Origin of the sequence: Microbacterium oxydans, assembly GCF_026559675.1 — a bacterium.
Taxonomy (GTDB): domain Bacteria; phylum Actinomycetota; class Actinomycetes; order Actinomycetales; family Microbacteriaceae; genus Microbacterium; species Microbacterium oxydans_D.
On record NZ_CP092891.1, the window covers coordinates 3,054,121 to 3,077,433 of the forward strand.

Sequence of the window (23,313 nt, forward strand, 5' to 3'; positions counted from 1 at the left end):
GCACCCGGCGAGCTTACACCTGTTTGTTTCACTCCGTGTCGGCCCGCCTGGGCACCGCGGAGAAGGCGACCTAGTCTTTCCGGAACGTCGAACAAGAAGGAGACCACCGTGTCCACGCCGCTGAACCGCCTTTCGCCCCTCCCGGTGCGTGAGCGTGCGGCGTGCATGTGCAGCCACGGCGGTCGGTGCTCCTCGTTCGCCCCGGGCCACGCCCTGCATCTGATCCAGGCTCGCCTCGCCTCGGCGACGCCCACGGACTGGGTCGACGCCCTCGTCGAATCCACCGACGCCGTCTCCGGCGACCTCGTCGTGCGGACGCTCGACGGCGACGACCACGCGCTCTGGAACGGCTCCGGCGCTGCGCTCGAGGCCGTTCCGGGCACTCCGGTCGCCCTGCATGCGCGCTACGGCGTGCTGGCCGTCGGCGGCACGCAGTTCAACGTCGCCGCCGTCTGACCTCTCGCGTCGACCCCTGACCGGATCGGGCGCTCAGGCGCTCACCATCAGCATGTCCTTCATGGCCGTGCAGGCATCCATGCAGGCCTGGCACGCCTGAGCGCACATCCGGCACACGTCGCTCTCGTCGGCGTGCCGGGCGCACGCGTCCATGCACGTCTTGCACATCGCGATGCAGGCGTTGAGCATCGCCATCATCGACGCCGGGGTCATGCCCTGCATCCGCATCATCGACCGCATCATCGTGTTGCACATGTCCGCGCAGTTCATGCACGCCGGCGAACAGTCCATCATCTGCGTCGAGCACACCGTGCAGGCCTGCTCGCACGCGGCGCACGCATCCATGCACGCCTGCATGACGGCCATGTCCATCATCTGCATGTCGGGCATCGACTCCATGTTCTTCGACATGGCGCCCATCATCATCGAGTCCATCGCACACCGCTTCCTTCATCGAGGTCCGCGGGCAGGACCACCCGCCTGGCGCCAGGCTAGTCGTTCCACGGGCCCGCGTCGATGGGCCGCCATCGATGGGGCGGAACGTTGACATGGCCCGCGCGGATTGTCAATCCCGTGGCCCCTTCTCGGGAGGAGTGGAAGGCTCGTAATCAATCGATCCGCCTACGAGAGGAGCAGCACATGAGTGCCGCAGATGACATCAAGAACGCCGCCGAGGAGGCCGCCGGAAAGGTCAAGGAAGGCGTCGGAAAGCTCACCGACAACGAGAAGCTCGAAGCCGAGGGCAAGGCGGATCAGGTCAAGGCCTCGGCCAAGCAGGCCGGTGAGAACGTGAAGGACGCCGCACAGAAGACCGGAGACAGTGTGCGGGACGCGTTCGACAAGTAACGCTCCCCACATGGAAAGAGGTGAGACCCGCCAGTGGCGGGTCTCACCTCGATCGGGTCAGACCTTCAGTAGTGTCAGACCTTGCGGCTGCCGCTGATGGCTCGAATCAGCCAGGCGATCACAGCGATCGCGAGGAGGACGAGCCCGACCCACAGAAGGAACTGGAGCGACTGCACCAGTCCTCCGGTGATCGCAAGGATCACTGCGACGACGATGACGATGATCAGGAGGATGTTCATCGGTCTTTCCCTTCTTTCGGGGCGCGAACGCCCGACTGCGGTGCCTCCACGCTAGCCGCGGGAGCCGATCTGCCCGAGGGGGTTGACTTCCACCCTCCGAGTGCGCGAAGGAGCAGAGCACATGCCAGGACGACGCAACAATTCGCTGAAGGATCCCGAGCTGTACGAAGAGCTGCGGGATGACGGCGCCTCCAAGGAGAAGGCCGCGCGCATCTCGAACGCGGCGGCGAAGGAGGGACGCAGCGCGGTCGGTCGTCGCGGTGGAGAGCACGGCGACTACGACGACTGGACCGTCCCGGAGCTGCGCCAGCGAGCCAAGGAGCTGGGTCTGACCGGCTACAGCGGCAAGCGGAAGTCCGAGCTGATCTCCGCCCTCAGGAATCACTGAGGCTCCGGATGGCGCGCTTCGGCATCGAGGAGGAGTTCCTGTTCCTCGATGAGCATTCGCTGGTGCCCGTCACCCTGGCCTCCGGCACGCGCGAGCGCATCACCCGGATGCGGACCGGCGGCGAGGTCACGCGCGAGTACCTGAGCTCGCAGATCGAATGCCTCACCGAGCCGGTGTCGACGGCGGCCGACGCGGAAGCGCAGCTGCGCCACCTGCGCGGCCTCATCGGCTGGCATGCCCAGGAGCAGCACGCGATCGCCGCCGGCACCGGCACTCCCTACGCCACGACCCGCTCCTCCGCGGTCTCCCCTTCTCCGCACTACGACGACGTCGCGGAGCAGCTCGGCCACCTCACCCGCGACCACGAGGTGAACGGGCTCCACGTCCACGTGGAGGTGGGCGACGACGAGGAGCGGGTGCGCGCGCTCGACCGGGTGCGGGGCTGGCTCCCGGTGCTGCTGGCGCTGACCGGCGACAGCCCGTTCGTGCACGGACGGGACTCCGGCTTCGCGAGCTGGCGGAGCATCCTGATCCGACGACTGCCCTCGTCCTGGTGCCCGCCGCGCTTCCGCGACTACGACGACTACCGCGCGCAGGTGCGACGGCTCATCGACCTGCGGGCGATCACCGAGACCGCCTCGCTCTCCTGGGCCGTGCGGATCTCCGAGCGCTTCCCCACCGTCGAGGTGCGGGTGTTCGACGCGCAGCTGACCGCGGAGGACTCCGTGTTCGCGGCGCTGCTCTCCCGCGCGATCGTGCTGACCGACGATCACCGGCAGGAGCACGTCGGCGTCGACGGGATCGACGCCTCGCTGTGGACGGCGGCCCGTCGCGGCATGGACGCCCGGCTGATCGACCCGACGACCGGCGAGGTCGACGACGCGTGGGCCGTCGCCGACCGGATGCTGGCCGTGATCGCTCCCGCGCTCCGCGAGAGCGGGGACGAGGATCGCGTCGGCGAGGGATTCGCCCGGCTGCGCACGCTCGGCACCGGCGCCGACCGGCAGCGTCGTGCGGTCGCGGAAGAGGGACCCGCCGGACTCGCGCGACTCCTCGTCGCGGGCACCCCGGTACCGCACCCGGTACCGGGCTCGCCCCCGCGGCCCGATCCGCAGCCGTCACCGGTCCCCTGACCCGCCCCGACGTCCGCCACCGGGAGTAGTGTCGGCCTGTGGCATCCTTCGCCCCGCTCCAGCGGCTCGTCATCTCCATCGCGGTGCTCGCATCGTTCGTGACCTTCCTCGACGGCACCGTCGTGAACGTCGCGCTGCCCGCGATCAGCCGCGAGCTCGGCGGCGGCATCACCACCCAGCAGTGGGTCGTCGACGCGTATCTGATCACCCTGAGCGCCCTGATCCTGCTCGCCGGCTCCGTGTCCGACGCGTACGGCCGCGTGCTCGTCATGCGCATCGGACTGATCGCCTTCGGTGTGGCGTCCATCGCGGTCGCCGCGGCATTCGATCCGCTGATGCTGATCATCGCGCGCGGTGCGCAGGGAGCGGCCGGAGCCCTGCTGGTGCCGAGCTCGCTCGCGCTGATCACCGCGACGATGCGCGCCGATGTGCAGTCCCGCGCGATCGGCGTGTGGACCGCGTTCACGACCGGAGCGCAGCTGGTCGGCCCGTTGCTCGGCGGGCTATTCGTCGACTTCCTCTCCTGGCGCTTCGTCTTCCTGATCAACGTCATCCCGATCGGGATCACCCTGCTGCTCCTCGCCCGCTTGAAGCTGCCGGAGCACCCCCGCGGCATCAAGGTCGACTGGTGGAGCGGCGCCCTCTGCGCGATCGGACTCGGCGCCGTGGTGTTCGCGCTGATCGAGCAGCCCAACATGGGATGGCAGTCGCCCGCGATCTGGATCCCGGCGCTCGGCGGTGCCGCCCTGTTCGCGCTGTTCCTCGTCCGCCAGCAGCGCTCCACCTCGCCGCTCATGCCGCTGTGGCTGTTCCGCGTGCGCGACTTCGGCTGGGGCAACCTCGCCACCCTCTTCGTGTACGCGGCGCTGTCGCTCAACGGCTTCGTCGTCGGCGTCTATCTGCAGCAGGGCGCGGGTCTCAGCGCGACCGCCGCGGGACTCGCGAGCCTGCCCATGACGATCCTGATGATCCTCGTCAGCTCCCGCGCCGGGCAGTGGGCCGGCAGGTGGGGTCCGCGCATCTTCATGACGGTCGGCCCGCTGATCATGGCGGTCGGCGCGCTGATGCTGCTCCTCGTCGCCGCCGACTTCGACTACTGGTGGCAGGTGCTCCCGGCCATGATCGTGATGGGCCTCGGCCTCTCGCTCACGGTCGCACCGCTGACCGCCGCCATCCTCGGGGCGATCGACGAGAACCACTCCGGCATCGCCTCGGCCGTGAACAACGCGGTCTCGCGCGTCGCCGGTCTGCTGGTGGTCGCGATGCTGTCGACCATCGTCGGCGGCACCCTCGACCTCGACGGTTTCCACAGCGCGGCATGGGTCACGGCGAGCCTGCTCGTGATCGGCGGCGTGGTGTCGTGGATCGGCATCCGCCGCAATCCGGTGGAAGCGGTGCCGGCCGACGTAGCCGCCTCCGGGTCCGACCCGCATTGACCGTGTCGGCGGCCGCGCGCAGACTGGACGCACCGTCGCTCAGCATCCGGAGGTCACCGTGAGCACCGCACAGACGCCCCTTCCCCCTGTCGTCGACGCCGCGACGTGGCGCCGCGAGCTCGACGCCCTGCGGGTGCGCGAGAAGGCCGCCACCCGCGAGCTCGATGCGATCGCCGCGCAGCGACGGCGGCTGCCCATGGTCGAGCTCCCGGAGTACACGCTCGTGGGCGCCGACGGCCCCGCGCGCCTCGCCGACCTCTTCGGCGGGCACTCGCAGCTCATCGTCTACAACCACATGTGGTCGGACGGGAGCGAATGGCAGTGCGCGGGGTGCACCGGCTTCACCTCGCAGTTCACGCGACTCGACGTGCTCGAGCGCTACTACGACGCCCGCTTCGTGATCGTGACGAACGGACCGATCGAGGAGGCGCTCGCCTATCGCGACCGGGTCGGCAACCGCATGGACTGGTACTCCAGCGCCGACAGCACCTTCGGCGCCGACATGGATGCGCCCCCGAACGCGGGCTTCGGCGTCAACGTCTTCCTGCGCGACGGCGACACGGTCTACCGCACCTGGCACACCGCGGGTCGCGGGACCGAGCGGCTGAGCCATCTGCAGGGACTGGTCGATCTGCTCCCCTACGGACGGCAGGAGGAGTGGGAGGACTCTCCGGAGGGCTGGCCCCAGCATCCGACCTACGCCCAGGGCATGGGCTCGAAGGAGATCGCGGAGCTGTACGGGGCGACGCACTGAACCGCCGGTTCCGGGGCGCGACACTGTCGGTCGTCGCCGCGCTGCTGCTCGCACTCGGAGGATGCGCGGCCCCGGCGGAGCCGCCGTCGCCGACCGCGTCGTTCGAGCTCCCGCCCGCCGGTGCCGTTCCCGACTACCAGCTCGGCGGCGCGTACGATCCGGCTGCCGAGGTCGGCATCGTGGGCCGGGACCGGAGTGCGGACCCCGCTCCCGGCGTGTACTCGATCTGCTACGTCAACGGCTTCCAGACACAGCCCGGCGAGCTCGATCTGTGGGCGGAGGATCTCCTCCTGCACCACGACGGCGCAGTGGTCTTCGATCCGGATTGGCCGGACGAGGCACTCCTGGACACGTCGACGGACGACCGCCGGGAGCGGATCGCCGCCCTGGCCGTCCCCTGGATCGAGGGTTGCGCGGACGCCGGTTTCGACGCGGTCGAGTTCGACAACCTCGACTCGTACACGCGCTCGGACGGGTCGCTCACCCTCGAGGACAATCTCGCGCTGGCGACGCTGTTCGTCGACGCGGCGCATGCGGCGGGGCTCGCCGCCGGGCAGAAGAACGCCGCGGAGGACGCGGAGGCGCTGCGATCCCGGGCCGGCTTCGACTTCGCGGTGACCGAGGAGTGCGCGGCCTACACGGAGTGCGGCGCGTACACCGCGGTCTACGGCGACCACGTCATCGACATCGAGTACACCGACGAGCTCCCCCGTCCATTCGCCGAGATGTGCGCCGACGACGAGTCCCCCGCCTCGATGGTGCTCCGCGATCGCGATCTGCGCACGCCCGACGCCGCCGGCTACGCGTTCGAGATCTGCCCCTAGTCGCGCCGCGGCGTCCCGTGGATCAGAGGCCGTCGTCGTCGCTCCAGTGCTCCTGCCAGCGCCAGTCGATCGGCTCGGACGCGCGCTGGTAGCGGATGTCGGTGGACAGTCGGATGCGGTCGAGCGGGTCGACGTTGTCGGTGCTGGCGTGCACCACGTACGAGGAGTGGACCATGACGTCGCCGGCCCGGTAGTCCGCGAGCAGCCATCGGGCGTCGTGCGCGTCGGCGAGCCCGGGAAGGTCGGCCGTGATGGACGCGGCCGGGCGCTTGTCACCGCGCTCGCGCTCCTCCGCGAGCGCCCAGTGGTGGCTGCCCTCGAGGTAGGCGAGCCCGCCCTGCTCGACCGGGCAGTCGCCGAGCGGGATCCACATCGAGAGCACGCGCTCGCTCCCCTCGCGGAGGTAGACCAGGTCGTAGTGGGCCTGCGTCGCGGTGCCGATCCCGGACTCGCCCGGTCGGATGTGCCGGATGATCTTCCGCTTGTGCAGGTGCACGTCCTCGCCGAGGAACCACTCGAACCAGCCGCGCACGTCGGGGTGGCCGGTCAGCGCCGCGTAGCGCTCCCCCGGCACGATGTCGTCGAACAGGGCGGAGCGGATCTTCGCGCGGTCGATCTCACCCTGGGCACCGACGCCGACGGCCGGATCGGAGCCCGGAGCGACGATGCCGGTGTCGGCCATCGCCGTGAAGTAGTACTCGCGGAACTCCTTCACCAGTGCGGGATCGAGCTGCTGCGGCAGGAAGAGGTACCCGTCACGACGCAGGCGGCTCCACAGCGCCTCCTTGTCGTCGCGGATCGCGTCCGGGACGGGCTCCATCCGGCCCATCCGCGTGGGTGATTCGTCGAGGGTGTATCCGTTGGAGGTGAACATGAATCCAGAATCCGCGACACTTGGACTTCCGTCCATGGACTTTCGCTCCGGATCCTTGGATTTCCGGGTGCCCGTATGGGCAGCTTGAACTATTCGCCCACGCCCACGCGGGACTGCTGGTCGCGGAAAACGGTCGGGGAGACCCCGGTGCGGCGACGGAACAGGCGGGAGAAGTAGGCCGGGTCGTCGTAGCCGACCCGCGCCGCGATCCGCCCCACGTCATCCCGTGTCTCGGCGAGCAGCGTCTGCGCCTGGGCGATCCGCACCTCGATCACGAGCTCGTTGACGGTGAGTCCCGTCGACGCCTTCACGACCTGGGCGAGTTCGCGCACGGTGAGCCCGGCCTCGCGCGCCCGTGCGGCGACCGAGAGCGGCCGCGCCGCCCCGCGGACGAGGAGGTCCACGGTGGGCGAGGTGGTCGCCGGCGCCCCCTCGCCGGCGTCGAGGATCGCGAGGAGGAGCCGCTGCGTTGCGACCGAGGCCGCGATCTCCGCCCGCGGGCCGACCGCGGACAGCGACTCCCGCAGAGCCCCGAAGTGCTCGTCGACCGCCTCGACCGGACGGGCGAGCGCCTGCACGGGATCGTGCCGGCTACCGAGGCCCAACTCCTCGAACACCGCGAACGGCGGCCCGGTGAAGAGCACCCAGTGCTCGGTCCAGCCGTCGGCATCGGGGCCGTAGCCGTGCTGCACTCCGGGGCGCAGCCACAGCACCGCCGGAGCCTGGACCGCGATCCGGACCGCTCTCGGGTGGAACTCCTGATAGGTCCCCCGCCCCGCCGAGATGTAGACGAGCGCGTGCGTCGGCAGCGAGCGGCCGGCGAACGGCTGCACCGGCCCGCCCTGCTCCCCCGCGCCGTGACACGAGACCAGGAGCCGCTGCGTCGTGTCGCGCGGCGACGCGTAGCGGGACCACGACGCGGGCTGAGTCATCGCCCGTCAGCCTAGTGCGACGACGATGCCGCTCCCACCCGCACGCGCCCGGCCGGTCGAGCCAGCCCGAGCCGCTCTCGCAGCGTGCCCTCCTCGTAGGCCGTGCGCGTCAGTCCGCGGTGCTGCAGCTCCGGCACGACGAGATCGACGAACTCGCGGAACCCCGACGGCTGGGTGAGCGCCTGCACGACGAAGCCGTCGGCGGCGTGCGACTCGAACCGCTCCTGCACCTCGTCCGCGATCTGCGATGCCGAGCCGACCGTCACCGACTCCCAGAACGACTGCGCGTAGAGGTCGCGGGCGGTCAGCCGCTCCCCCGCCTGCAGCCGTGCCAGCCGCCGGTTCGGCGAACGCGACTCGTTCGAGATGTCGGTGTCCGGCGCGAGGACGATCACCGCGTCGGGGTCGTCGGACAGCGTCTGCCCGATCGAGTGCGCCACGTCCTCCACGATGATCGCGGCGGGCGTGGAGGCGAGGATCCCGGACGCCAGGTCGTGCGCCTCGGCGGCGCTGCGGGCGACGACCGGACGCAGCTGCGGGAGGATCGCCAGCTCGTCGGCCTCCCGCCCGTGCGCGACCACCCGCTCCCGGAGCCCGGCGGCGAACCGCTGCGCCTCGGCGATCGGGAGGGCGCGGGCGAACACGGCATCCGCGGTCGCGGCGGCGAGCTCCTGTCCGGCCTCCGAGCCCCCGGCCTGGAACAGCACCGGGTACCCCTGCGGCGGTCGGGAGATGTTGAGCGGTCCCCGCACCGCGAAGTGCGCCCCGCGATGGTCGGCCACCTGCAGCTTGTCGGCGTCGGCGAACAGTCCGCTCTCACGGTCGGCGATGATCGCGTCGTCGGCCCAGCTGTCCCACAGCTGCTGCACGAGGTCGACGAACTCGGCCCCGCGCTCGTAGCGCAGCGCGTGGTCGAGGTGCCCGTCGCCGCCGAAGTTGCGCGCCTCCTCGTCGTAGCGCGAGGTCACCAGGTTCCACGCCGCACGGCCGCCGCTGATGTGGTCGAGCGAGGCGAGGGCGCGGGCCACGTGGTACGGCTCGTTGTAGCTGGTCGAGATGGTCGCGGCGAGGCCGATGTGCTGCGTCCTGGCCGCGAGCGCCGAGAGCAGCGTGAGCGGTTCGAGGCGGGTCTGGCCGTAGTGGTCGACGCCCGAGGGGAACCGGTCCCAGAAGTACAGGCCGTCCGCCAGGAAGATCGTGTCGAACACGCCGCGCTCGGCGGTCGCGGCGAACTCGGCGTAGTAGTCGATGTCGACGTGCCGATGCGGCTCCGCGCTCTCGTGCCGCCAGCCCGAGACGTGCGATCCGCCCGGGTGGAAGAGGAAGGCTCCGAGGAGCAGTCGACGGGTCATGCGGCATACCTTCCGGGGGGGCGTTCGAGTCCGAGGTTCTCGCGCAGCGTGCTGCCCGCATACTCGGCGGGGTAGATGCCGCGGTCGGTGAGCCGCGGCACGATGTGCTCGACGAAGCGCGTGAGCGTGTCGGGCAGGGTCGGAGCCATCAGGATGAACCCGTCGGCCGCGCCCTGCTCGTACCGTGCGATCAGGTCATCCGCCAGGGAATCGGGAGTGCCCACCGTGAAGCGGCGACGCAGCACCTCCCAGGCCAGCTCGCGGAGCGTGTACGGGCGCTGGGCGAGCAGGTCGGCGATCGCCTGGTACCCCGACTTCGACTGGTTGAAGCCGTCGACGTCGAAGTCGAACGTGAACGGCTCGTCGACGTCGCGCTCGCCCAGGTCCACGCCGAGGTAGTGCGCGAGGAGGTCGACCTGCACCCGCTCGGGGGTGAGCTCCGCGAGCTCGCGGAAACGCTCCTCCGCATCCGCCGCGGTGTCGCCGATGATGGGCGAGAACCACGGCAGCACCTTCAGGTCGTCCGCCTGCCGACCGGCCGCGACCGCGCGCCGCCGGTAGTCGGCGTAGAGCGCCTGCGCGGATTCGAGCGAGCCGCCGCCGAGGGTGAACACGGCGTCCGCCGTGCGGCCGGCGAGCGCCCGTCCCGCCTCGGAGGCGCCGGCCTGGAAGAGCGGCGGATGCCCCTGCACGGGTCGCGGGATGTTGAGCGGTCCGCGCACCGAGAAGTGCTCGCCGCGATGCTCCAGCAGGTGCAGCTTGGACCGGTCGGCGAAGCGGCCCGACGCCTTGTCGAACAGGAAGGCATCGTCGTCCCAGCCGTCCCACAGCCCGTTCACGACGTCGACGAACTCCGCGCCGCGCTCGTAGCGGATGCCGTGCTCGAGATGCGCGTCCCTGCCGAAGTTCCTCGCCTCCTCGTCGCTCGCGCTCGTCACCAGGTTCCACGCCGCGCGTCCCCCGCTGAGGTGATCGAGCGAGGCGAGCTTCCGGGCCACGTGATACGGCTCGTTGTACGTGGTCGAGACGGTCGCGGCGAGTCCGATGCGCGTGGTCCGCTGGGACAGCGCGCTCAGCAGGGTGAACGGTTCGAGCCGGACATTGGTGCCGTGGTCGATGCCGGAGCGGAAGCGGTCCCAGACGTAGAGCTCGTCGGCGAGGAACAGCGTCGCGAAGCGCCCGGACTCGGCGGTCTGCGCGAACCGAGTCCAGTAGTCCAGATCGAGGTACGAGTGCGGTTCGGCGCTCGCGCCGCGCCACCCGGTGATGTGCTCGCCGCCCGGGTAGAACACCCCGGCGGCGAGGACGAGCGGCGCGCGGCTCATGCGGCCACCGCGCGGCGCGACACCCGGTGCAGGGCGGGCGCGACCTCGGTCGTGAACAGCTCCAGCGCATCCTTCTGCTCCTCGAGCGAGTGATACAGCCCGTCGAGCTGCAGCTGGAGCTGGGTGGTGTACGCGAACGCGGGGTGGCGCGCGATCGACGCGGCGATGTCGTCGGCCGTGCCGTAGTGCAGGTTGAGCCGCTCGGCGATCTGGGCACTCGAATCGGCCTTCGGGAGGAAGTCCCGCGCCCAGTTCCATTTCGCGACGAGGCCCTCCTCGGCACGGGCGAGCGCCTCCTCACGGCTGGCCCCGGGGAAGATCCAGGTCGACAATCCGAGCCGCGGCGTCGCCCCCTCGGCGAGTCCACGGTGATACGCCTCGGCCGACACCTCGCCGGGCACGACCTGCGTGGTGCCGACCAGCACGCCCTCCCCGCGCTGTCCCGTCTCGAAAGCGCTCTGAGCCGTGAGCGTGGCATGCCAGACGCGATCCGCGATGCGGGGCCGTGCCGGCGCGAGCACCTCGCCGTCGGTGGTGACCGGTTCGCCGCGGAGCGCGGCGGTCAGCCGGTCGACCGCCTCCAGATAGGCCTTCCGACTCTGCGAGCGGTCGTCGATGTGCGGGATGCCGAACGCTGAGGCCGTCTGCGGCTGCCCGCCGTTGGCGAGGCCGAGTTCGAGCCGGCCGTCGCTGATCGCGTCCAGCACCGCGGCGTCCTCCGCCACCCGCAGCACCTGCTCGAGCGGGAGCGTGATCGCGGCCGTGCCGAGCCGCAGCGTCCGGGTGCGGGCGGCGAGCGCGCCCAGGAAGACGAACGGCGAGGGCAGGCCGCCCAGACGGCCGGCATCCGGCTTCGCCAGGTGGAACTGGCGCACCCACGCCGAGTCGACCCCCATGGCCTCCGCGTGCACGAACAGGTCGAGGTAGTCGAGGTAGGTCTGCTCGACGGCACCGCGATGATCGGCGAGGTGCGCGAACAGGCCGATGCGGAGGGAGTCGGAGGCGCCGGCAGGCGTGTGCGTGGAAGACATGGCGCCACGTTAGAGCGCCGGGACGCAGCGGCGGGCGGTGCGGTCATCCGGCGTCAACACGCGTCACGACCCGTCGACCGGCGTCATCCGCCGACATGTGCTGTCACCGTGGGGAACCATCGTCGCGCGGATCGTCGCCCTGCCGTTGGATGAGCGGGTCACCATTCTCAGGAGGAGCGATGTCCGATCCCGGTCCGGCGCTCACCGCCGCTCACGCGACGTTCCTGTACGGCGCGGAACGTCCGTCCCGTGACGGTCGATCGCGGCCCTGGCTCCCGGTCGTCGCGGTGTTCGTGTCGGTCGCGCTCTGGTCGACGACCTACGGGCTGAGCGCCGTCGCCCTCGTCACGGCGTCGCCGGCCGTGCTCGCGGAGCTGCGTCTCGTGCTCGCGGTCCCGCTGCTGCTCGGTCTCGTCGTGGTGCTGCGACCGCAGCTCGGCCTCCCCGCCCTCGGGCGTGCACTGCGACAGCCGATGGCCTTGGTCCTGGCTCTCACCGGAGTCGCGCTGTTCTACCTGCCGAGCAACCTGGGGCTGACCCTGTCCACCGCCGGCACGGCCTCGCTGATGTCCGCCTCCCTCCCCGTGCTCACCGCCCTGATCGCCTGGCGCGTGATCCGGGAGCGGATCACCGGGCGCGTGACGGCCGGCCTGGTCCTGACCACCCTCGGTGTCGCGATCGCCTCCGCCGGCGCGGTCCGACTCGGATTCGGCGCGGTGCTGCTCGTCGCCGGCCTCGCCTCCTACGCGCTGTACACCGTGCTGCTGCGGCGCACCGGGGGCTCGACACGGGATCCGGCCCTCACCGACCCGCTCGTCCTCGCCACGGCCACGGCCGTCTGGGGCGCCGCGCTCCTCGCCCCGTGGCTGCTGTGGGAGGTGTCGACCGGCACCGCGACCTGGCCGTCGGGCGGGCCCGCCTGGGCGAGCATCCTCTTCCTGGCGCTCGTCGTCACCGGACCCACGATGGCGCTCTACAACTACGGCGCCGAGCGGGTGCCCGCGGCTGTCGCCGGCACCGCCACCGGTGCCGTGCCCGCCTTCGGATACGCCTTCGCCGTCGCGCTCGGCGAGCCCGTCGAGGCCATCAAGGTCGTCGGCGGCGTGCTCGCGCTCGTCGGCATCGTCGTCGCCGCCCTCCCGGCGCGCGACCGGTCGGTCCGCATCGGCCGTACGGCAGCACCGCACAGACAAGGAGCAGGATCATGACGAACACCGCAGTCCTCGATGCCCCCGGCATCGCGACGAACGGCCTCGTGCATCTCGAACGGCACGAGGGCAGGGTCGAGGTGTGGAGCGGCGACGAACGGATCGCCTCGAGCACCCGGGTGATCGAGCTGCACGAGGTCGACGTACCCGTGCGCCTCTACTTCCCGCGCGAAGACGTCGCCCTGTCGCGCCTCCGCGTCATCGACGGCACCACCTTCTGCCCGTTCAAGGGGGTCGCGAGCGACTACTGGGCGCTCGGATCCTCGGCGGACGACGCCCCGGTGGCGTGGTCGTACCCGGATCCGATCAGCGCGTTCGCCCCCATCGGCGGGCACATCGCGTTCTACGACTCGCTGGACATCCGCCCGGCCGCCGAGCGGGCGTGACCCCGTGAGCCGCACGGGGACCGCACCTCGACGGGTCGACCGTCCGGCCGCCGATCCCGGTCCGGTCCCCGTGCGCATCCGCCACTCCAAGGGCGGGGGCGCGCGCGGGCACTTCCAGACCACCGGCGACGTCCGTGCCTTCACGCACGCGGGCCTGTTCCAACCGGGGATCCGCACCGATGTCGTCGTCCGGTTCTCGGCGACGCTCGGGTACCGGGGCAGCCGCGAGGCGTGGCGCGACCTCCGCGGCTTCGCCGTCAAGTTCCTCACCCCGGAGGGCGAGTACGACCTCGTCGGCAACAACTCCCCCGTGTTCTTCCTCCGCGACGAGGCGGCCTTCGCCTCGCTCGTCGTCGCGCAGAAGATGTACACCGACGGCGCGGTCTTCGACTACGACCGGCTCTGGGACTTCTGGACCACGCACCCGGAGTCGGCGCATCAGGTCGCGTGGCTGCTGAGCGATCGCGGGATCCCCCGCTCCTGGCGGCACCAGGACGGATTCGGCTCGCACACGTTCCAGTGGACCAACGCCGAGGGCGAGCGGTTCTGGGTGAAGTACCACCTGCGCACCGACCAGGGCATCGAGAACCTCGCCGAGCACGACGCGGACGCCGTCGACGCCACCGAGGTCGACCATCAGCGGGCGGATCTGCGCGCCGCGATCGACCGCGGCGAGCATCCGTCCTGGACCCTCTCCGTGCAGGTGATGCCCTACGAGGACGCGCGCACCGACGAGTTCAACGCGTTCGACCTGACGAAGGTCTGGCCCAAGGCGGCCTACCCGCTGATCGAGGTCGGTCGCCTCGTGCTCGACCACAACCCCGACGACGAGCTCGCCGAGATCGAGCAGGCCGCGTTCGCACCGTCGAGCTTCGTGCCGGGCATCGGCCCGAGCCCCGACCCGATGCTGCTCTCGCGCATCGACGCGTACTGGCGCTTCCACCGACACCGCGTGCAGGACGGCTTCGCGAGCCGCCCGCCCATCCCCTTCACGGCATCCGTCGAGGGGTGGGACGAGGACCTCGCCCGGCGCGCCCGCACCTGGGACCCCGATGACGACTTCCGCCAGGCCGGCGACCTCGTGCGCCGGGTCCTGGACGACGAGGGACGCGAGCGTCTGCGGGCGACCGTCGTGGCGCAGCTCGCCGAGCTGACCGACCCGGGCCTGCGTGCGCGCGCCCTCGACTTCTGGCGCCGCATCGACGAGGCCGAGGGCGCCGCGATCGCCGCTGCCCTGGGCTGAGCCGGCGCGTCCGCACCGCGGAGAGGACGCGGAGAGGAGATGACCGGGCGCGACCACCCGCTGGTCGCGCCCGGTCCTTCGCAGTCCTAGGCGGCGACGACGTCGCGGAGACTCCGCGTGGTCTCGCCGCGCAGGCTGCGGGCGGCAGCCACGAGGGATGCCGAGTACGGATGCTGAGGATCGCCCAGCACCTCATCGACGGCGCCGGTCTCGACGATGCGTCCGCCGTTGAGCACGGCCACGCGATGCGCGATGCGACGGACGACGGCGAGGTCGTGCGTGATGAAGAGGTAGGACACCCCGGTGCGCTCCTGCAGCTCGACGAGCAGGTCGAGCACGCGTGCCTGCACGCTGACGTCGAGGGCGGAGGTGGGCTCGTCGCACACGACGAGCGGGCTGCGTCCGGCGAAGGCCCTGGCGATCGCCACCCGCTGCTTCTGCCCGCCCGAGAGCTCATCCGGGAGCTTGTCGAGCACCTCGCCGGGCAGGCCGGTGGAGAGGGCGAGCTCCTCGGCATCGGTGTCGCCGTGCAGCAGCTGGATCGACCGGGAGAGCGTCTGCCGCACGGTGCGCCGGGGGTTGAGCGAGGCGTCCGGGCTCTGGAACACGAACTGCACGGGCACGGCGGTCGCGGCATCGTCCCGGTCGAGAGTGACCGTTCCCTCCGCGCGCGCGAGCCCCGCGATCACGCGGCCCAGCGTGGTCTTGCCGCTGCCGGATTCGCCGACCAGGCCGAGCACCTCGCCGCGGCCGATGTCGAGGTCGACGCCGTCGAGGGCGAGGTGCGTCCCGTAGCGCTTGCTGACTCCCCGCACCGCGAGCAGCGGCCGCGCGTGCTCGGGCTCGATCGGTCGCGACGTGGCGTCGAGCGAGGGCACGGCGTCGACGAGCAGGCGTGAGTAGGGGTGCAGCGGGGTCTCCACGATCCCCGCGGCCGCACCGTGCTCGACGAGGATCCCGCGCTCGAGCACGCCGATCCGCTCCGTGTGGCTCGCCACCAGCGGCAGGTTGTGGCTGATCAGCAGGGTGGCGAAGCCGCGTTCGCGGCGCAGCCGGTCGACGAGCGCGATCACGTCGGCTTCCACCCGGCTGTCCAGACCCGTGGTCGGCTCGTCGAGGATGAGCAGGCGGGGGTCGGCGGCGAGCGCCATCGCGATCACGACGCGCTGCTGCTGTCCGCCGGAGAGCTCATGCGGGAACCTGTGCACGAGGTTCTCGGGATCGGGCAGGCCCACGTCGGCGAAGGCCGCGACGGTCGCCGTGCGGGCGGCACCGGTGCGGAGTCCCTGCAGCCGGTAGGTCTCCGCGACCTGGCTGCCCACCGATCGGGTGGGGTTCAGCGCCCGCGCCGGCTCCTGGTACACGAAGCCGATGGCGGTGCGGCGATAGTCGCGCAGGGCCCGGGTGCCGAGGCCGAGCACGTCATGGCCGTCGACCGTGATCTGCGCGGCGCGCACCTGGGCGCCCGCGGGCAGGTACCGCGCGAGGGCGAACGCGATCGTGCTCTTGCCCGAGCCCGATTCGCCGACCAGCCCCAGCGATCCCCCCGCGTCGATGTCGAAGTCGACGCCGTCGACCGCCCGCCGCAGTCGCCCCTCGACCTCGTAGTCGACGCTCAGCCCGCGCACGCTCACCAGTGGTTCGGTCATCGTCGGAACACCTCTCGGAAGTTGTCTGCGATCAGGTTGAGGGAGACCACGAGCGACGCGATCGCGAGGGTCGGGAACGCCAGCGTCCACCACGCCGCCTGCAGGTAGGTGCGGTTCTCGTTGACCGCGAGGCCCCAGTCGGGCGACGGCGGGGCGGAGGCGAGACCGAGGAACGACAGCGACGACGAGATGAAGATGGCCCCGGCCACGCTCAGCGTCGCCTGCACGAGCACCTGCGGCCAGACGTTCGGCAGCAGCTCGCGGAACACGATCCGTCCGGCGCGCTCGCCCTGGATCCTCGCGCTGGTCACGTACTGCTTGCCCATCTCCACCAGCACGGCGGCACGCACGATGCGAGCGATGCCGGGGGCGAAGAGGATGCCGACCGCGACGATGATCGTGAGCGGGCTGCCGCCGAACGCCCCGACGATCACGAGCAGGAAGATCAGGGTCGGCAGCGTGAGGAACACGTCGAAGCCGCGCATGAAGAGCTGGTCGACCCAGCCGCGGCGGTACCCGGCGATGAGTCCCAGCGTCGAACCGAGAGCGGTCGCGAGCGCCGCCCCGAACGGTCCGACGAGCAGGGCGGGTTCCGCGCCGGCGAGCACGCGCGCGTACACGTCGCGACCGATGCGGTCGGTGCCGAACCAGTGCTCGGGGCTCGGCGGAGACAGGCGGGCGCCGCTGTCGGCGAAGGGATCGAGGCCGACCAGCCGCCAGCCCACGGCCGCCGCGATCCAGAACAGCACGATCACGGCGCTGAGGGCGAAAGTGGGTCGGCGCAGGAGGGCGACCCAGCGCCGGGGACGTCGTCCGCGCGGGGCGGCGTCGGGCCGGATGCTCGGGGCGACGGCATCCGCATCGACGGGGTCGATGGTCGTCGCGTCGGAGCGGCGCACCGCCTCGGTGAGGGCCATGTCATTCTCCTTCGTCGAAGCGCACGCGCGGGTCGATGAGCACGAGGGCGATGTCGGTGATCAGCAGGGCGAGGAGCGCGACGACCCCGGTGACCATGACTCCCGACTCGAGCAGGAAGATGTCCTTCTCGACCGTGGCCGAGACGAGGAGGGCGCCGAGCCCCGGATAGCCGAAGAGCGTCTCGACGATGGCGCTGCCGCCCAGCAGGGTGCCGACGTAGATGCCCAGCAGCGACACGGTGGGGATCAGCGCGTTGCGCGCCACGTGTCCGACCGCGAGCCGCGGGCCGTGCAGCCCCTTGATGACGGCGGTGCGGTAGTACTGCGAGTCGAGCGTGTCGAGCACTCCCGTGCGGGTCATCCGCGCCAGCACCGACAGATACCCGAGGGCGAGCGTCACGGCGGGCAGCACGAGCGCCCGCAGCACGTCCCCGGGAGGACCGTCGAGACTGATCGACGACTGGATCGGGAACCACCGGAGCCACAGGCTGAACACGATCAGCAGCAGCACGCCGACCACGAACTCCGGCACCGAGGCGAGCGACATCAGGGCGATCGTGAGCGTGCGGTCGGTGCGCGATCCCTCGCGTCGGGCCTGGATCGCGCCGAGGGCGAAGGCCACGGGCACGAGGATCACGAACGCCACGGCTCCCAGGAAGAGCGAGTTGCCGAGTCGCCCGAGCACGAGCTCCCGCACCGGGGCGCCGTAGATGAGGCTCGTGCCCCAGTCGCCGGTGACGAAGCCGATCAGCCACGAGAAGTAGCGTCCGACGAGAGACCCGGTCAGTCCGTGCGCCTCGTTCCAGGCCTGCACCTGCTCGGACGTCGCGTACTGGCCCAGGGCGTTGCGTCCCGGATCACCCGGCACGACCTCGATGAGCCAGAACACCAGCACCGACACCACGAGCAGCACGAGCGGCACCTGGATGAGGCGCTGGCCGATCAGCCGCGGCACCCGGTTGTGTCGGGAGCGGAGCACCGCCAGCCCTCGCCGGGCGGACGACGCCGTCGAGGCGGTCCCGCCCGACGAGAAGCTGACGGTCATGGTTCACTCGCTCGCGATCGAGATGCCGGCGAAGTTGTAGCCCGACCAGAAGTCGATCGGCGCGATGAACTCGCCGCGGACCCGCTTGTTCTGCAGCACCTCCGACCGCACGAGGGCGGGGATGATCGTCGGGACGTCGGTCCACTCCGTCTGCGAGATCTCGGTGAGCAGCTTCTCGCGCTCGGCGTCGTCGGTCGTGGCATCGAAGTCGGCGACGAGCGCTCCCAGCGCGGGGTTGGCGTAGTGCGCGGCGTTCCAGGCGGCGCCGTCGGCGTAGAACAGTCCGTAGTACTGCGACGGCACCCGCTTGCCCCAGCTCGTGATGGTGAGCGGCGCGTTCAGCCAGGGCGAGTCGTCGCCCTCCGCGTAGTACTGCTCGTCCGACAGCACCTCGAGCTTCACGTCGAAGCCGTCGATCGCGTTGAGCTGCTGCTGCAGCACCTCGCCGTAGAGCTGGAAGGAGGTCGTGATCGTGAACGACACGGTTCGCCCGTCGAGCAGTTCGGCGACCTTGTCGAGGTCCTGCTTCCGCTGTTCGATACCGACCGGCTGCGGCAGGTAGTCGGGCAGGACCGGGAAGTCGTTGCCGACCGACGCGGTCCCGCCGAACACGAGGTCGACGATCGCGTCGCGGTCGATCGCCCAGGCCAGCGCCTGACGGATCGTCTCGTCGTCGAACGGCGGCTTCGTGACGTTGAGGTGCACGCCGTAGAAGTGGCTGTACCCGGCGGAGAGGGTGTCGTAGTCGTCGACGTTCACGGTCGCGAGCACCTCGGGCGACACGGTGATCCGGTCGATCTCCCCGGCCTGGAACGCGAGCACGATCGCCTGGGGGTCCTTGTAGATCTTGAGCTCGACGCCGTCGAGGTCGATCTGGTCCGCGTTCCAGTAGTCGGGGTTCTTCACGTAGGTGACGCTCTGCCCGACCTCGTAGTCCTCGAGCAGGAACTGCCCGGCGCCGACCGGGTTGTCGAGCCAGGTCCCCGGCTCGTAGTCGGCGGGGAGGATGCCGGTGTTGCTGCCGGCGAGCAGCCGCGGGAAGTCCGAGAACGGCCGGGCGAGCGCGAAGGTCACCGTGCTGTCGTCGGTCGCCGCGACCGTGTCGAGGATGCCGGCGAACGCGCTCTTCGCCGGCGAGATGCTGTCTTCTCCGATGATCGCGTCGAACGTCGCCACGACGTCGTCGGCCGTGACCGGGTCGCCGTCGTTGAAGGTCGCGCCGTCGCGCAGCGTGATGGTCCAGGTGAGGCCGTCGTCCGAGGCCTCCCATGCGGTCGCCAGCCGCGGCAGCGCCTCGCCGTCGGCCGTGAAGCTCACGAGCTGCTCCGTGACGAGTCCCGTGATCAGCTGTGCGTCGCCGTCGGCGACCGTGAGCGGGTCGAGCTCCGCGCCGGGGTCGCTGATGCCGATGCGGTACACGGGCGTCGCGGCATCCGTCTTCGTGTCGGAGGCGGTGGCGGTCGCGCATCCGGCGAGCGCCAGCAGGGTCGCGCTGAGGGCGGCGACGATCGCGAGCGGTCGACGACGCCCCGTCGGGGGCGAGAGGAGAGCGGTCATGGGAGGTGTCCTTGGGTTCGGGTGCGGTGTTACTGCGGGAGGAGTTCGGCGGCGTCCACCTGGACGCGCTCGGAGTAGAAGGCGACGTGGCCGGCGATCGGCTGCAGGTAGTCGAACGGGGTCGGGTAGGACCAGGCGACGTCGACGGAGGGATCGCTCTTCAACGACCAGTAGTCGTCGGCGTCGCCCTTGACGGGACAGTGGCTCTTCGACGCGGTCTCCTGCAGCAGCTCCCAGTTCACGTCCTCCCGCGGCAGGTAGTAGCGGTCGGCGTGGTTCGACTCGTGCAGCACGATGGCCCGGGTGGAGTCGGCGAGCACCTGGTCTCCGGCGAGCACGCGCACGCGGTGGGCGGCGGGCTCGGTGGTGACGCTGTGGGTGCGCTCTGCGGTGGTGTCGGACATGGTCGCTCCTCGGATGTTCGGGTGCTCTGGTCGTCGAGCGGGACGGGATCGACGCGCTCCGCGGTGCGTCGTACGCCCATATAAGTCCCGAAGGGCGCCGGAGCCGTCACGAGGTTCCCCGTGATGACGACTCATTTCCTCGCGTGTCCTCCGACGCCGTTCTGCGACACCTCCGGGACGGCCGCACCCTCGCCGCGCGGTGCGTATGCCCCGTGCGCGCGTCTGCGTCAAGTCCCTGGAGCTGCCGGTCCGGGCACGGGAGGATGCGAGGGACCGCACCGATGGGAGCTCCCTTCATGACCGCATCCGCCCCGGCACCCGCCCCGGCCGCATCCCTCGCCTTCCGCGACCGCGGGCCGGTGAGTCGCGCCGTCATCTCCCATCTGACGGGCGACGACGACGCCGCCGACCACACGGCGCTCGCTGCGACGGCCGTCGCGACGGGCACCGACATCGTCCGCGACGACGACCTGCAGCTGGCCCTCTTCGTCCTCTACGCCTCCGCGTACGGATCGCTTCCCGCGCTCGACCCCGACCGGGAGTGGGACCCCGCGCTGCTCGCGACGCGCCGCATCCTGGAGGTCGAGTTCGAGCGTGCGCTGCGCGATGCGGTGCCGATGCCGGACCTCCCCGAGCCGACCGTGGATGCCGTCGGCCGCGCCCTGTTCGCCCTCGCCGCCGCAGACACCGGGCCGAGCCTCTCCCGATACTTCGCCAAGAAGGCGACCAGGGAGCAGGCGGAGGAGATGCTCGTCCTGCGCTCGGTGTACACGCTGCGCGAGGCGGATCCGCACTCCTGGGCGATCCCCCGGCTGGAGGGGCGCGCGAAGGCCGCGCTCGTGGAGATCCAGTCCGACGAATACGGCGGCGGACGGCCGCAGCGCGTGCACGCCGTGCTCTTCGCCCGCGCGATGCGCGCCGCGGGCCTCGACGACACCTACGGCGCGTACGTCGACGAGGTGCCGGCCGTCACCCTCGCCTCGCTGAACATGATGTCGCTGTTCGGACTGAACCGCCGCCTGGTCGGTGCGATCGTCGGACACCTGGCCGCCTACGAGATGACCTCGTCCATCCCGTGCCGGCTCTACGCGGACGGCCTGCACCGCCTGGACTTCGATCCCGAGGTCGCGGCCTACTTCGAGGAGCACGTCGAGGCGGATGCGGTGCACGAGCAGATCGCCGCGCGCGATCTCGCGGGCAGCCTCGCCGAGGACCACCCCGAGCTCCTCCCGGACATCCTGTTCGGCGCCGCCGCCTGTCTGACCGTGGACGGCTGGGGCGGAGCCGCCACCCTGGAGGCGTGGACGGAGGGTGCCTCGTCGCTCCGGACACGGGCCGGATCATGAGCGGGTCGGACGAGCGCGCGACGATCACCCCCTACCCCGACGGCCCGCTGCTGGTGCGCGGCGACGTCGAGCTGCGCACCGCCGACGGCGAGACGATCGCGCCGCACCGTCGCACCGTGGCGCTGTGCCGGTGCGGGCTCTCCACGCTCAAGCCGTTCTGCGACGGGACCCACAAGGCAGCGGGGTTCCGCACCGACGACTGATCACGGCATCCCTCCCCGGGGCGCCGGACGTCAGCGCGCGAACGGATCGATGCCGACCGCGAGGAAGAGCACCGCGAGCTGGACGATCGAGGCCCGGAAGACGAGCAGGGGCCGCAGCTCGGCGCCCTGCCTGCTCCGTGCGTGCAGGCGGTGCGCGGAGAACAGGAACCCCGCTCCGGTGACCAGCGCCGCGGTCCAGTACACCGGGCTCACCTCGGCGACGAAGGGCAGCATGAGCGAGCAGAGCACCGTCGCCCACGCGAAGCCGATCACCCGGACGGCGACGTATCCGGCGTCGCGGGTCGCCCCGAGCATGGGCACGCCCGCGCGTCGATAGTCTTCGCGGTAGCGGATCGAGAGCGGCCAGTAGTGCGCGGGCGTCCAGAAGAACACCACGAGGAACAGCACGATCGCCGGCCATTCGATGCCGCCTCGCACCGCACTCCATCCGACGAGCACGGGCATGCATCCCGCGATCCCACCCCAGACCACGTTCTGCTCGGTGCGGCGCTTGAGCACGAGCGTGTAGAGCACCACGTACAGCACGAGCCCCGCCGTCGACAGCGCCGCGGGGAGCGGGCCGACCGCCGCGACCATCCAGACGACGGATGCCACGGCCAGCACCCACGCGAAGATCAGACCCGCCCGCGGGGAGATGACCCCGGTGACCAATGGTCGGCCCGCCGTGCGCTCCATCAGCGCGTCGCTCTCCCGCTCGAGGTACATGTTGAAGGCCCCGGCAGAGCCCGCGCTCAGCGCCCCGCCGAGGAGGACCGCCGCCATCCGGCCGACGTCGGGCCGTCCGTCGGCGGCGAACACCATGACCGGGATCGTGGTGACGAGGAGGAGCTCGAGGATGCGGGGCTTGGTGAGTTCGAGGTACGCGCGCAGGATCCGCAGCACGTGTGCTCAGCCCTCCGGCCAGTAGTGGCTGTCGGGCAGGGCGCGGGCGCCGAAGATCGCCTGGCCGACGCGCACGCACGTCGCCCCCTCCTCGACGGCGATCTCGTAGTCCCCCGACATGCCCATCGACAGCTCCCCCGCGCCGATGAGATCGGGCGCGTCCTCCCTGGCCTGGTCGCGCAGGGTGCGCAGCAGGGCGAAGCACTCCCGCACCCGGAGATCGTCCGGCGTCAGGATGGCGAGGGTCATCAGGCCGCGTACCCGGAGCGTCTCGTAGGACGGCAGCGCCTCGAGGAAGGCGGGCAGCTCCTCCGGCGGCATGCCGAACTTGGAGTCCTCCGCCGAGGTGTTGACCTGGACGAAGACGTCGAGGCGACGTCCGGCGGCCCGGAGCCGCCGGTCGAGCGCCTCGGCGACGCGGAGCCGGTCGAGCGCCTGGAACTCGGTCGCGAACGCGGCGACGTCTCTGGCCTTGTTGGTCTGCAGGTGCCCGATGATCGACCACGCGACGTCGAGATCGGCGGTCTCGCCGTGCTTGCGCACCGCCTCCTGCACCTTGTTCTCCCCCAGCAGCCGCAGCCCCGATTCGATCGCGACGCGCACGCGGTCGGTCGGCACCGTCTTGCTCACGGGGAGCAGCGTCACCTCCTCGGGCGCGCGCCCGACCCGCAGAGCAGCGGCGGCGATGCGGGCATGGACGCTCGCGACGTTGTGCTGGAAGTCCTCCACGGTGAACGCCGTGGGGTAGCGATCCTCGGCTCCAGCCGGCGCTTCCATCTTTGACATAGGCCAAACACTAACATAGTCTTAGGCCGATCAGATCCGGGTGGAATCCGTCACCCGACGCCGCACGATCGAGGAG

At 71.0% G+C, this 23,313-nt stretch carries 26 protein-coding genes; 12 read left to right on the forward strand and 14 right to left on the reverse strand.

What is annotated here, in order from left to right; genetic code table 11:
- Nucleotides 1–108: 108 nt before the first annotated feature.
- Nucleotides 109–456, forward strand: coding sequence for a hypothetical protein (locus MME74_RS14785; protein ID WP_267415820.1), 348 nt, complete (start codon nucleotides 109–111; stop codon nucleotides 454–456).
- Nucleotides 457–489: 33 nt separating this feature from the next.
- Here the strand turns inward: MME74_RS14785 and MME74_RS14790 are convergent, their stop codons facing one another.
- On the reverse strand, nucleotides 490–867 hold the full coding sequence (locus MME74_RS14790; protein WP_267415821.1) for a hypothetical protein: 378 nt from the start codon (nucleotides 865–867) through the stop codon (nucleotides 490–492).
- 228 nt (nucleotides 868–1,095) lie between these two features.
- Here MME74_RS14790 and MME74_RS14795 point away from each other — a divergent pair, with 228 nt between their 5' ends.
- Nucleotides 1,096–1,302 carry a CsbD family protein gene (locus MME74_RS14795; protein WP_267415822.1) on the forward strand — a complete coding sequence of 69 codons (207 nt, stop codon included), beginning with the start codon at nucleotides 1,096–1,098 and terminating at the stop codon, nucleotides 1,300–1,302.
- A 74-nt stretch (nucleotides 1,303–1,376) separates the two neighbouring features.
- Here the strand turns inward: MME74_RS14795 and MME74_RS14800 are convergent, their stop codons facing one another.
- A complete protein-coding gene (locus tag MME74_RS14800; protein ID WP_017201713.1) occupies nucleotides 1,377–1,541 on the reverse strand; it encodes a hypothetical protein in 165 nt (54 codons plus the stop codon).
- 121 nt (nucleotides 1,542–1,662) lie between these two features.
- On the opposite strand from MME74_RS14800, the gene MME74_RS14805 reads away from it, so the two are divergent.
- From MME74_RS14805 to MME74_RS14825, 5 genes are read left to right on the forward strand one after another with little or no spacing between them, the layout of a single operon-like run.
- Entirely contained in the window at nucleotides 1,663–1,929 is a 267-nt protein-coding gene (locus MME74_RS14805) for a DUF7218 family protein (RefSeq protein ID WP_267415823.1), read from the forward strand.
- 8 nt (nucleotides 1,930–1,937) lie between these two features.
- Nucleotides 1,938–3,062, forward strand: coding sequence for a carboxylate-amine ligase (locus MME74_RS14810; protein WP_267415824.1), 1,125 nt, complete (start codon nucleotides 1,938–1,940; stop codon nucleotides 3,060–3,062).
- A gap of 38 nt (nucleotides 3,063–3,100) precedes the next feature.
- Nucleotides 3,101–4,498 carry an MFS transporter gene (locus tag MME74_RS14815; RefSeq protein ID WP_267415825.1) on the forward strand — a complete coding sequence of 466 codons (1,398 nt, stop codon included), beginning with the start codon at nucleotides 3,101–3,103 and terminating at the stop codon, nucleotides 4,496–4,498.
- Nucleotides 4,499–4,556: 58 nt separating this feature from the next.
- Nucleotides 4,557–5,252 carry a DUF899 domain-containing protein gene (locus MME74_RS14820; RefSeq protein WP_267415826.1) on the forward strand — a complete coding sequence of 232 codons (696 nt, stop codon included), beginning with the start codon at nucleotides 4,557–4,559 and terminating at the stop codon, nucleotides 5,250–5,252.
- Nucleotides 5,249–6,076 carry an endo alpha-1,4 polygalactosaminidase gene (locus tag MME74_RS14825; RefSeq protein WP_416383349.1) on the forward strand — a complete coding sequence of 276 codons (828 nt, stop codon included), beginning with the start codon at nucleotides 5,249–5,251 and terminating at the stop codon, nucleotides 6,074–6,076. The genes MME74_RS14820 and MME74_RS14825 overlap by 4 nt, the downstream gene beginning before the upstream one ends.
- A 22-nt stretch (nucleotides 6,077–6,098) precedes the next feature.
- On the opposite strand, the gene MME74_RS14830 is transcribed toward MME74_RS14825, so the two are convergent.
- The 5 genes from MME74_RS14830 to MME74_RS14850 all read right to left on the reverse strand — a co-directional run bounded on the left by MME74_RS14830 (nucleotide 6,099) and on the right by MME74_RS14850 (nucleotide 11,590).
- On the reverse strand, nucleotides 6,099–6,950 hold the full coding sequence (locus MME74_RS14830) for a phytanoyl-CoA dioxygenase family protein (RefSeq protein ID WP_267415827.1): 852 nt from the start codon (nucleotides 6,948–6,950) through the stop codon (nucleotides 6,099–6,101).
- A gap of 89 nt (nucleotides 6,951–7,039) precedes the next feature.
- The gene (locus MME74_RS14835) at nucleotides 7,040–7,882 is read right to left on the reverse strand and encodes a helix-turn-helix domain-containing protein (protein ID WP_267415828.1); all 843 of its coding nucleotides are present in this window, start codon (nucleotides 7,880–7,882) and stop codon (nucleotides 7,040–7,042) included.
- A gap of 11 nt (nucleotides 7,883–7,893) precedes the next feature.
- Nucleotides 7,894–9,234 carry an NtaA/DmoA family FMN-dependent monooxygenase gene (locus tag MME74_RS14840; protein ID WP_267415829.1) on the reverse strand — a complete coding sequence of 447 codons (1,341 nt, stop codon included), beginning with the start codon at nucleotides 9,232–9,234 and terminating at the stop codon, nucleotides 7,894–7,896.
- Entirely contained in the window at nucleotides 9,231–10,559 is a 1,329-nt protein-coding gene (locus tag MME74_RS14845; RefSeq protein ID WP_267415830.1) for an LLM class flavin-dependent oxidoreductase, read from the reverse strand. The genes MME74_RS14840 and MME74_RS14845 overlap by 4 nt, the downstream gene beginning before the upstream one ends.
- Nucleotides 10,556–11,590 (reverse strand): LLM class flavin-dependent oxidoreductase, encoded by a 1,035-nt coding sequence (locus tag MME74_RS14850; protein ID WP_267415831.1) that lies wholly within the window; start codon nucleotides 11,588–11,590, stop codon nucleotides 10,556–10,558. The genes MME74_RS14845 and MME74_RS14850 overlap by 4 nt, the downstream gene beginning before the upstream one ends.
- 179 nt (nucleotides 11,591–11,769) lie before the next feature.
- Between MME74_RS14850 and MME74_RS14855 the strand changes: the two genes are divergently transcribed.
- Genes MME74_RS14855 through MME74_RS14865 form a run of 3 tightly spaced genes read left to right on the forward strand, consistent with a single transcriptional unit; the run spans nucleotide 11,770 to nucleotide 14,427 of the window.
- Nucleotides 11,770–12,798: a DMT family transporter gene (locus MME74_RS14855; protein WP_267415832.1), complete on the forward strand. Its 1,029-nt coding sequence runs from the start codon at nucleotides 11,770–11,772 to the stop codon at nucleotides 12,796–12,798.
- Nucleotides 12,795–13,184, forward strand: coding sequence for a DUF427 domain-containing protein (locus MME74_RS14860; protein WP_267415833.1), 390 nt, complete (start codon nucleotides 12,795–12,797; stop codon nucleotides 13,182–13,184). Before MME74_RS14855 ends, MME74_RS14860 begins: the two co-directional genes overlap by 4 nt.
- Nucleotides 13,185–13,188: 4 nt before the next feature.
- Nucleotides 13,189–14,427, forward strand: coding sequence for a catalase (locus MME74_RS14865; protein WP_267415834.1), 1,239 nt, complete (start codon nucleotides 13,189–13,191; stop codon nucleotides 14,425–14,427).
- Nucleotides 14,428–14,513: 86 nt separating this feature from the next.
- Here MME74_RS14865 and MME74_RS14870 read toward each other — a convergent pair whose 3' ends face one another.
- From MME74_RS14870 to MME74_RS14890, 5 genes are read right to left on the reverse strand one after another with little or no spacing between them, the layout of a single operon-like run.
- Entirely contained in the window at nucleotides 14,514–16,076 is a 1,563-nt protein-coding gene (locus MME74_RS14870; RefSeq protein WP_267415835.1) for an ATP-binding cassette domain-containing protein, read from the reverse strand.
- Nucleotides 16,073–16,993: an ABC transporter permease gene (locus MME74_RS14875; RefSeq protein ID WP_267415836.1), complete on the reverse strand. Its 921-nt coding sequence runs from the start codon at nucleotides 16,991–16,993 to the stop codon at nucleotides 16,073–16,075. Before MME74_RS14875 ends, MME74_RS14870 begins: the two co-directional genes overlap by 4 nt.
- Before the next feature lies 1 nt (nucleotide 16,994).
- Nucleotides 16,995–18,038 carry an ABC transporter permease gene (locus tag MME74_RS14880; protein WP_267415837.1) on the reverse strand — a complete coding sequence of 348 codons (1,044 nt, stop codon included), beginning with the start codon at nucleotides 18,036–18,038 and terminating at the stop codon, nucleotides 16,995–16,997.
- Between the two features lie 3 nt (nucleotides 18,039–18,041).
- Nucleotides 18,042–19,595, reverse strand: a complete 1,554-nt coding sequence (locus tag MME74_RS14885) for an ABC transporter substrate-binding protein (protein ID WP_267415838.1) — start codon at nucleotides 19,593–19,595, stop codon at nucleotides 18,042–18,044.
- Nucleotides 19,596–19,624: 29 nt separating this feature from the next.
- Nucleotides 19,625–19,999, reverse strand: coding sequence for a DUF427 domain-containing protein (locus tag MME74_RS14890; RefSeq protein WP_267415839.1), 375 nt, complete (start codon nucleotides 19,997–19,999; stop codon nucleotides 19,625–19,627).
- Nucleotides 20,000–20,295: 296 nt separating this feature from the next.
- Between MME74_RS14890 and MME74_RS14895 the strand changes: the two genes are divergently transcribed.
- Together MME74_RS14895 and MME74_RS14900 are read left to right on the forward strand one after the other, a co-directional pair.
- On the forward strand, nucleotides 20,296–21,345 hold the full coding sequence (locus MME74_RS14895; protein WP_267415840.1) for an iron-containing redox enzyme family protein: 1,050 nt from the start codon (nucleotides 20,296–20,298) through the stop codon (nucleotides 21,343–21,345).
- Nucleotides 21,342–21,548: a CDGSH iron-sulfur domain-containing protein gene (locus tag MME74_RS14900; protein WP_267415842.1), complete on the forward strand. Its 207-nt coding sequence runs from the start codon at nucleotides 21,342–21,344 to the stop codon at nucleotides 21,546–21,548. Before MME74_RS14895 ends, MME74_RS14900 begins: the two co-directional genes overlap by 4 nt.
- Nucleotides 21,549–21,578: 30 nt before the next feature.
- On the opposite strand, the gene MME74_RS14905 is transcribed toward MME74_RS14900, so the two are convergent.
- A complete protein-coding gene (locus MME74_RS14905; RefSeq protein WP_267415843.1) occupies nucleotides 21,579–22,451 on the reverse strand; it encodes a heme o synthase in 873 nt (290 codons plus the stop codon).
- A gap of 6 nt (nucleotides 22,452–22,457) precedes the next feature.
- Nucleotides 22,458–23,237 (reverse strand): YggS family pyridoxal phosphate-dependent enzyme, encoded by a 780-nt coding sequence (locus tag MME74_RS14910; protein WP_324170116.1) that lies wholly within the window; start codon nucleotides 23,235–23,237, stop codon nucleotides 22,458–22,460.
- Between the last annotated feature and the right edge of the window lie 76 nt (nucleotides 23,238–23,313).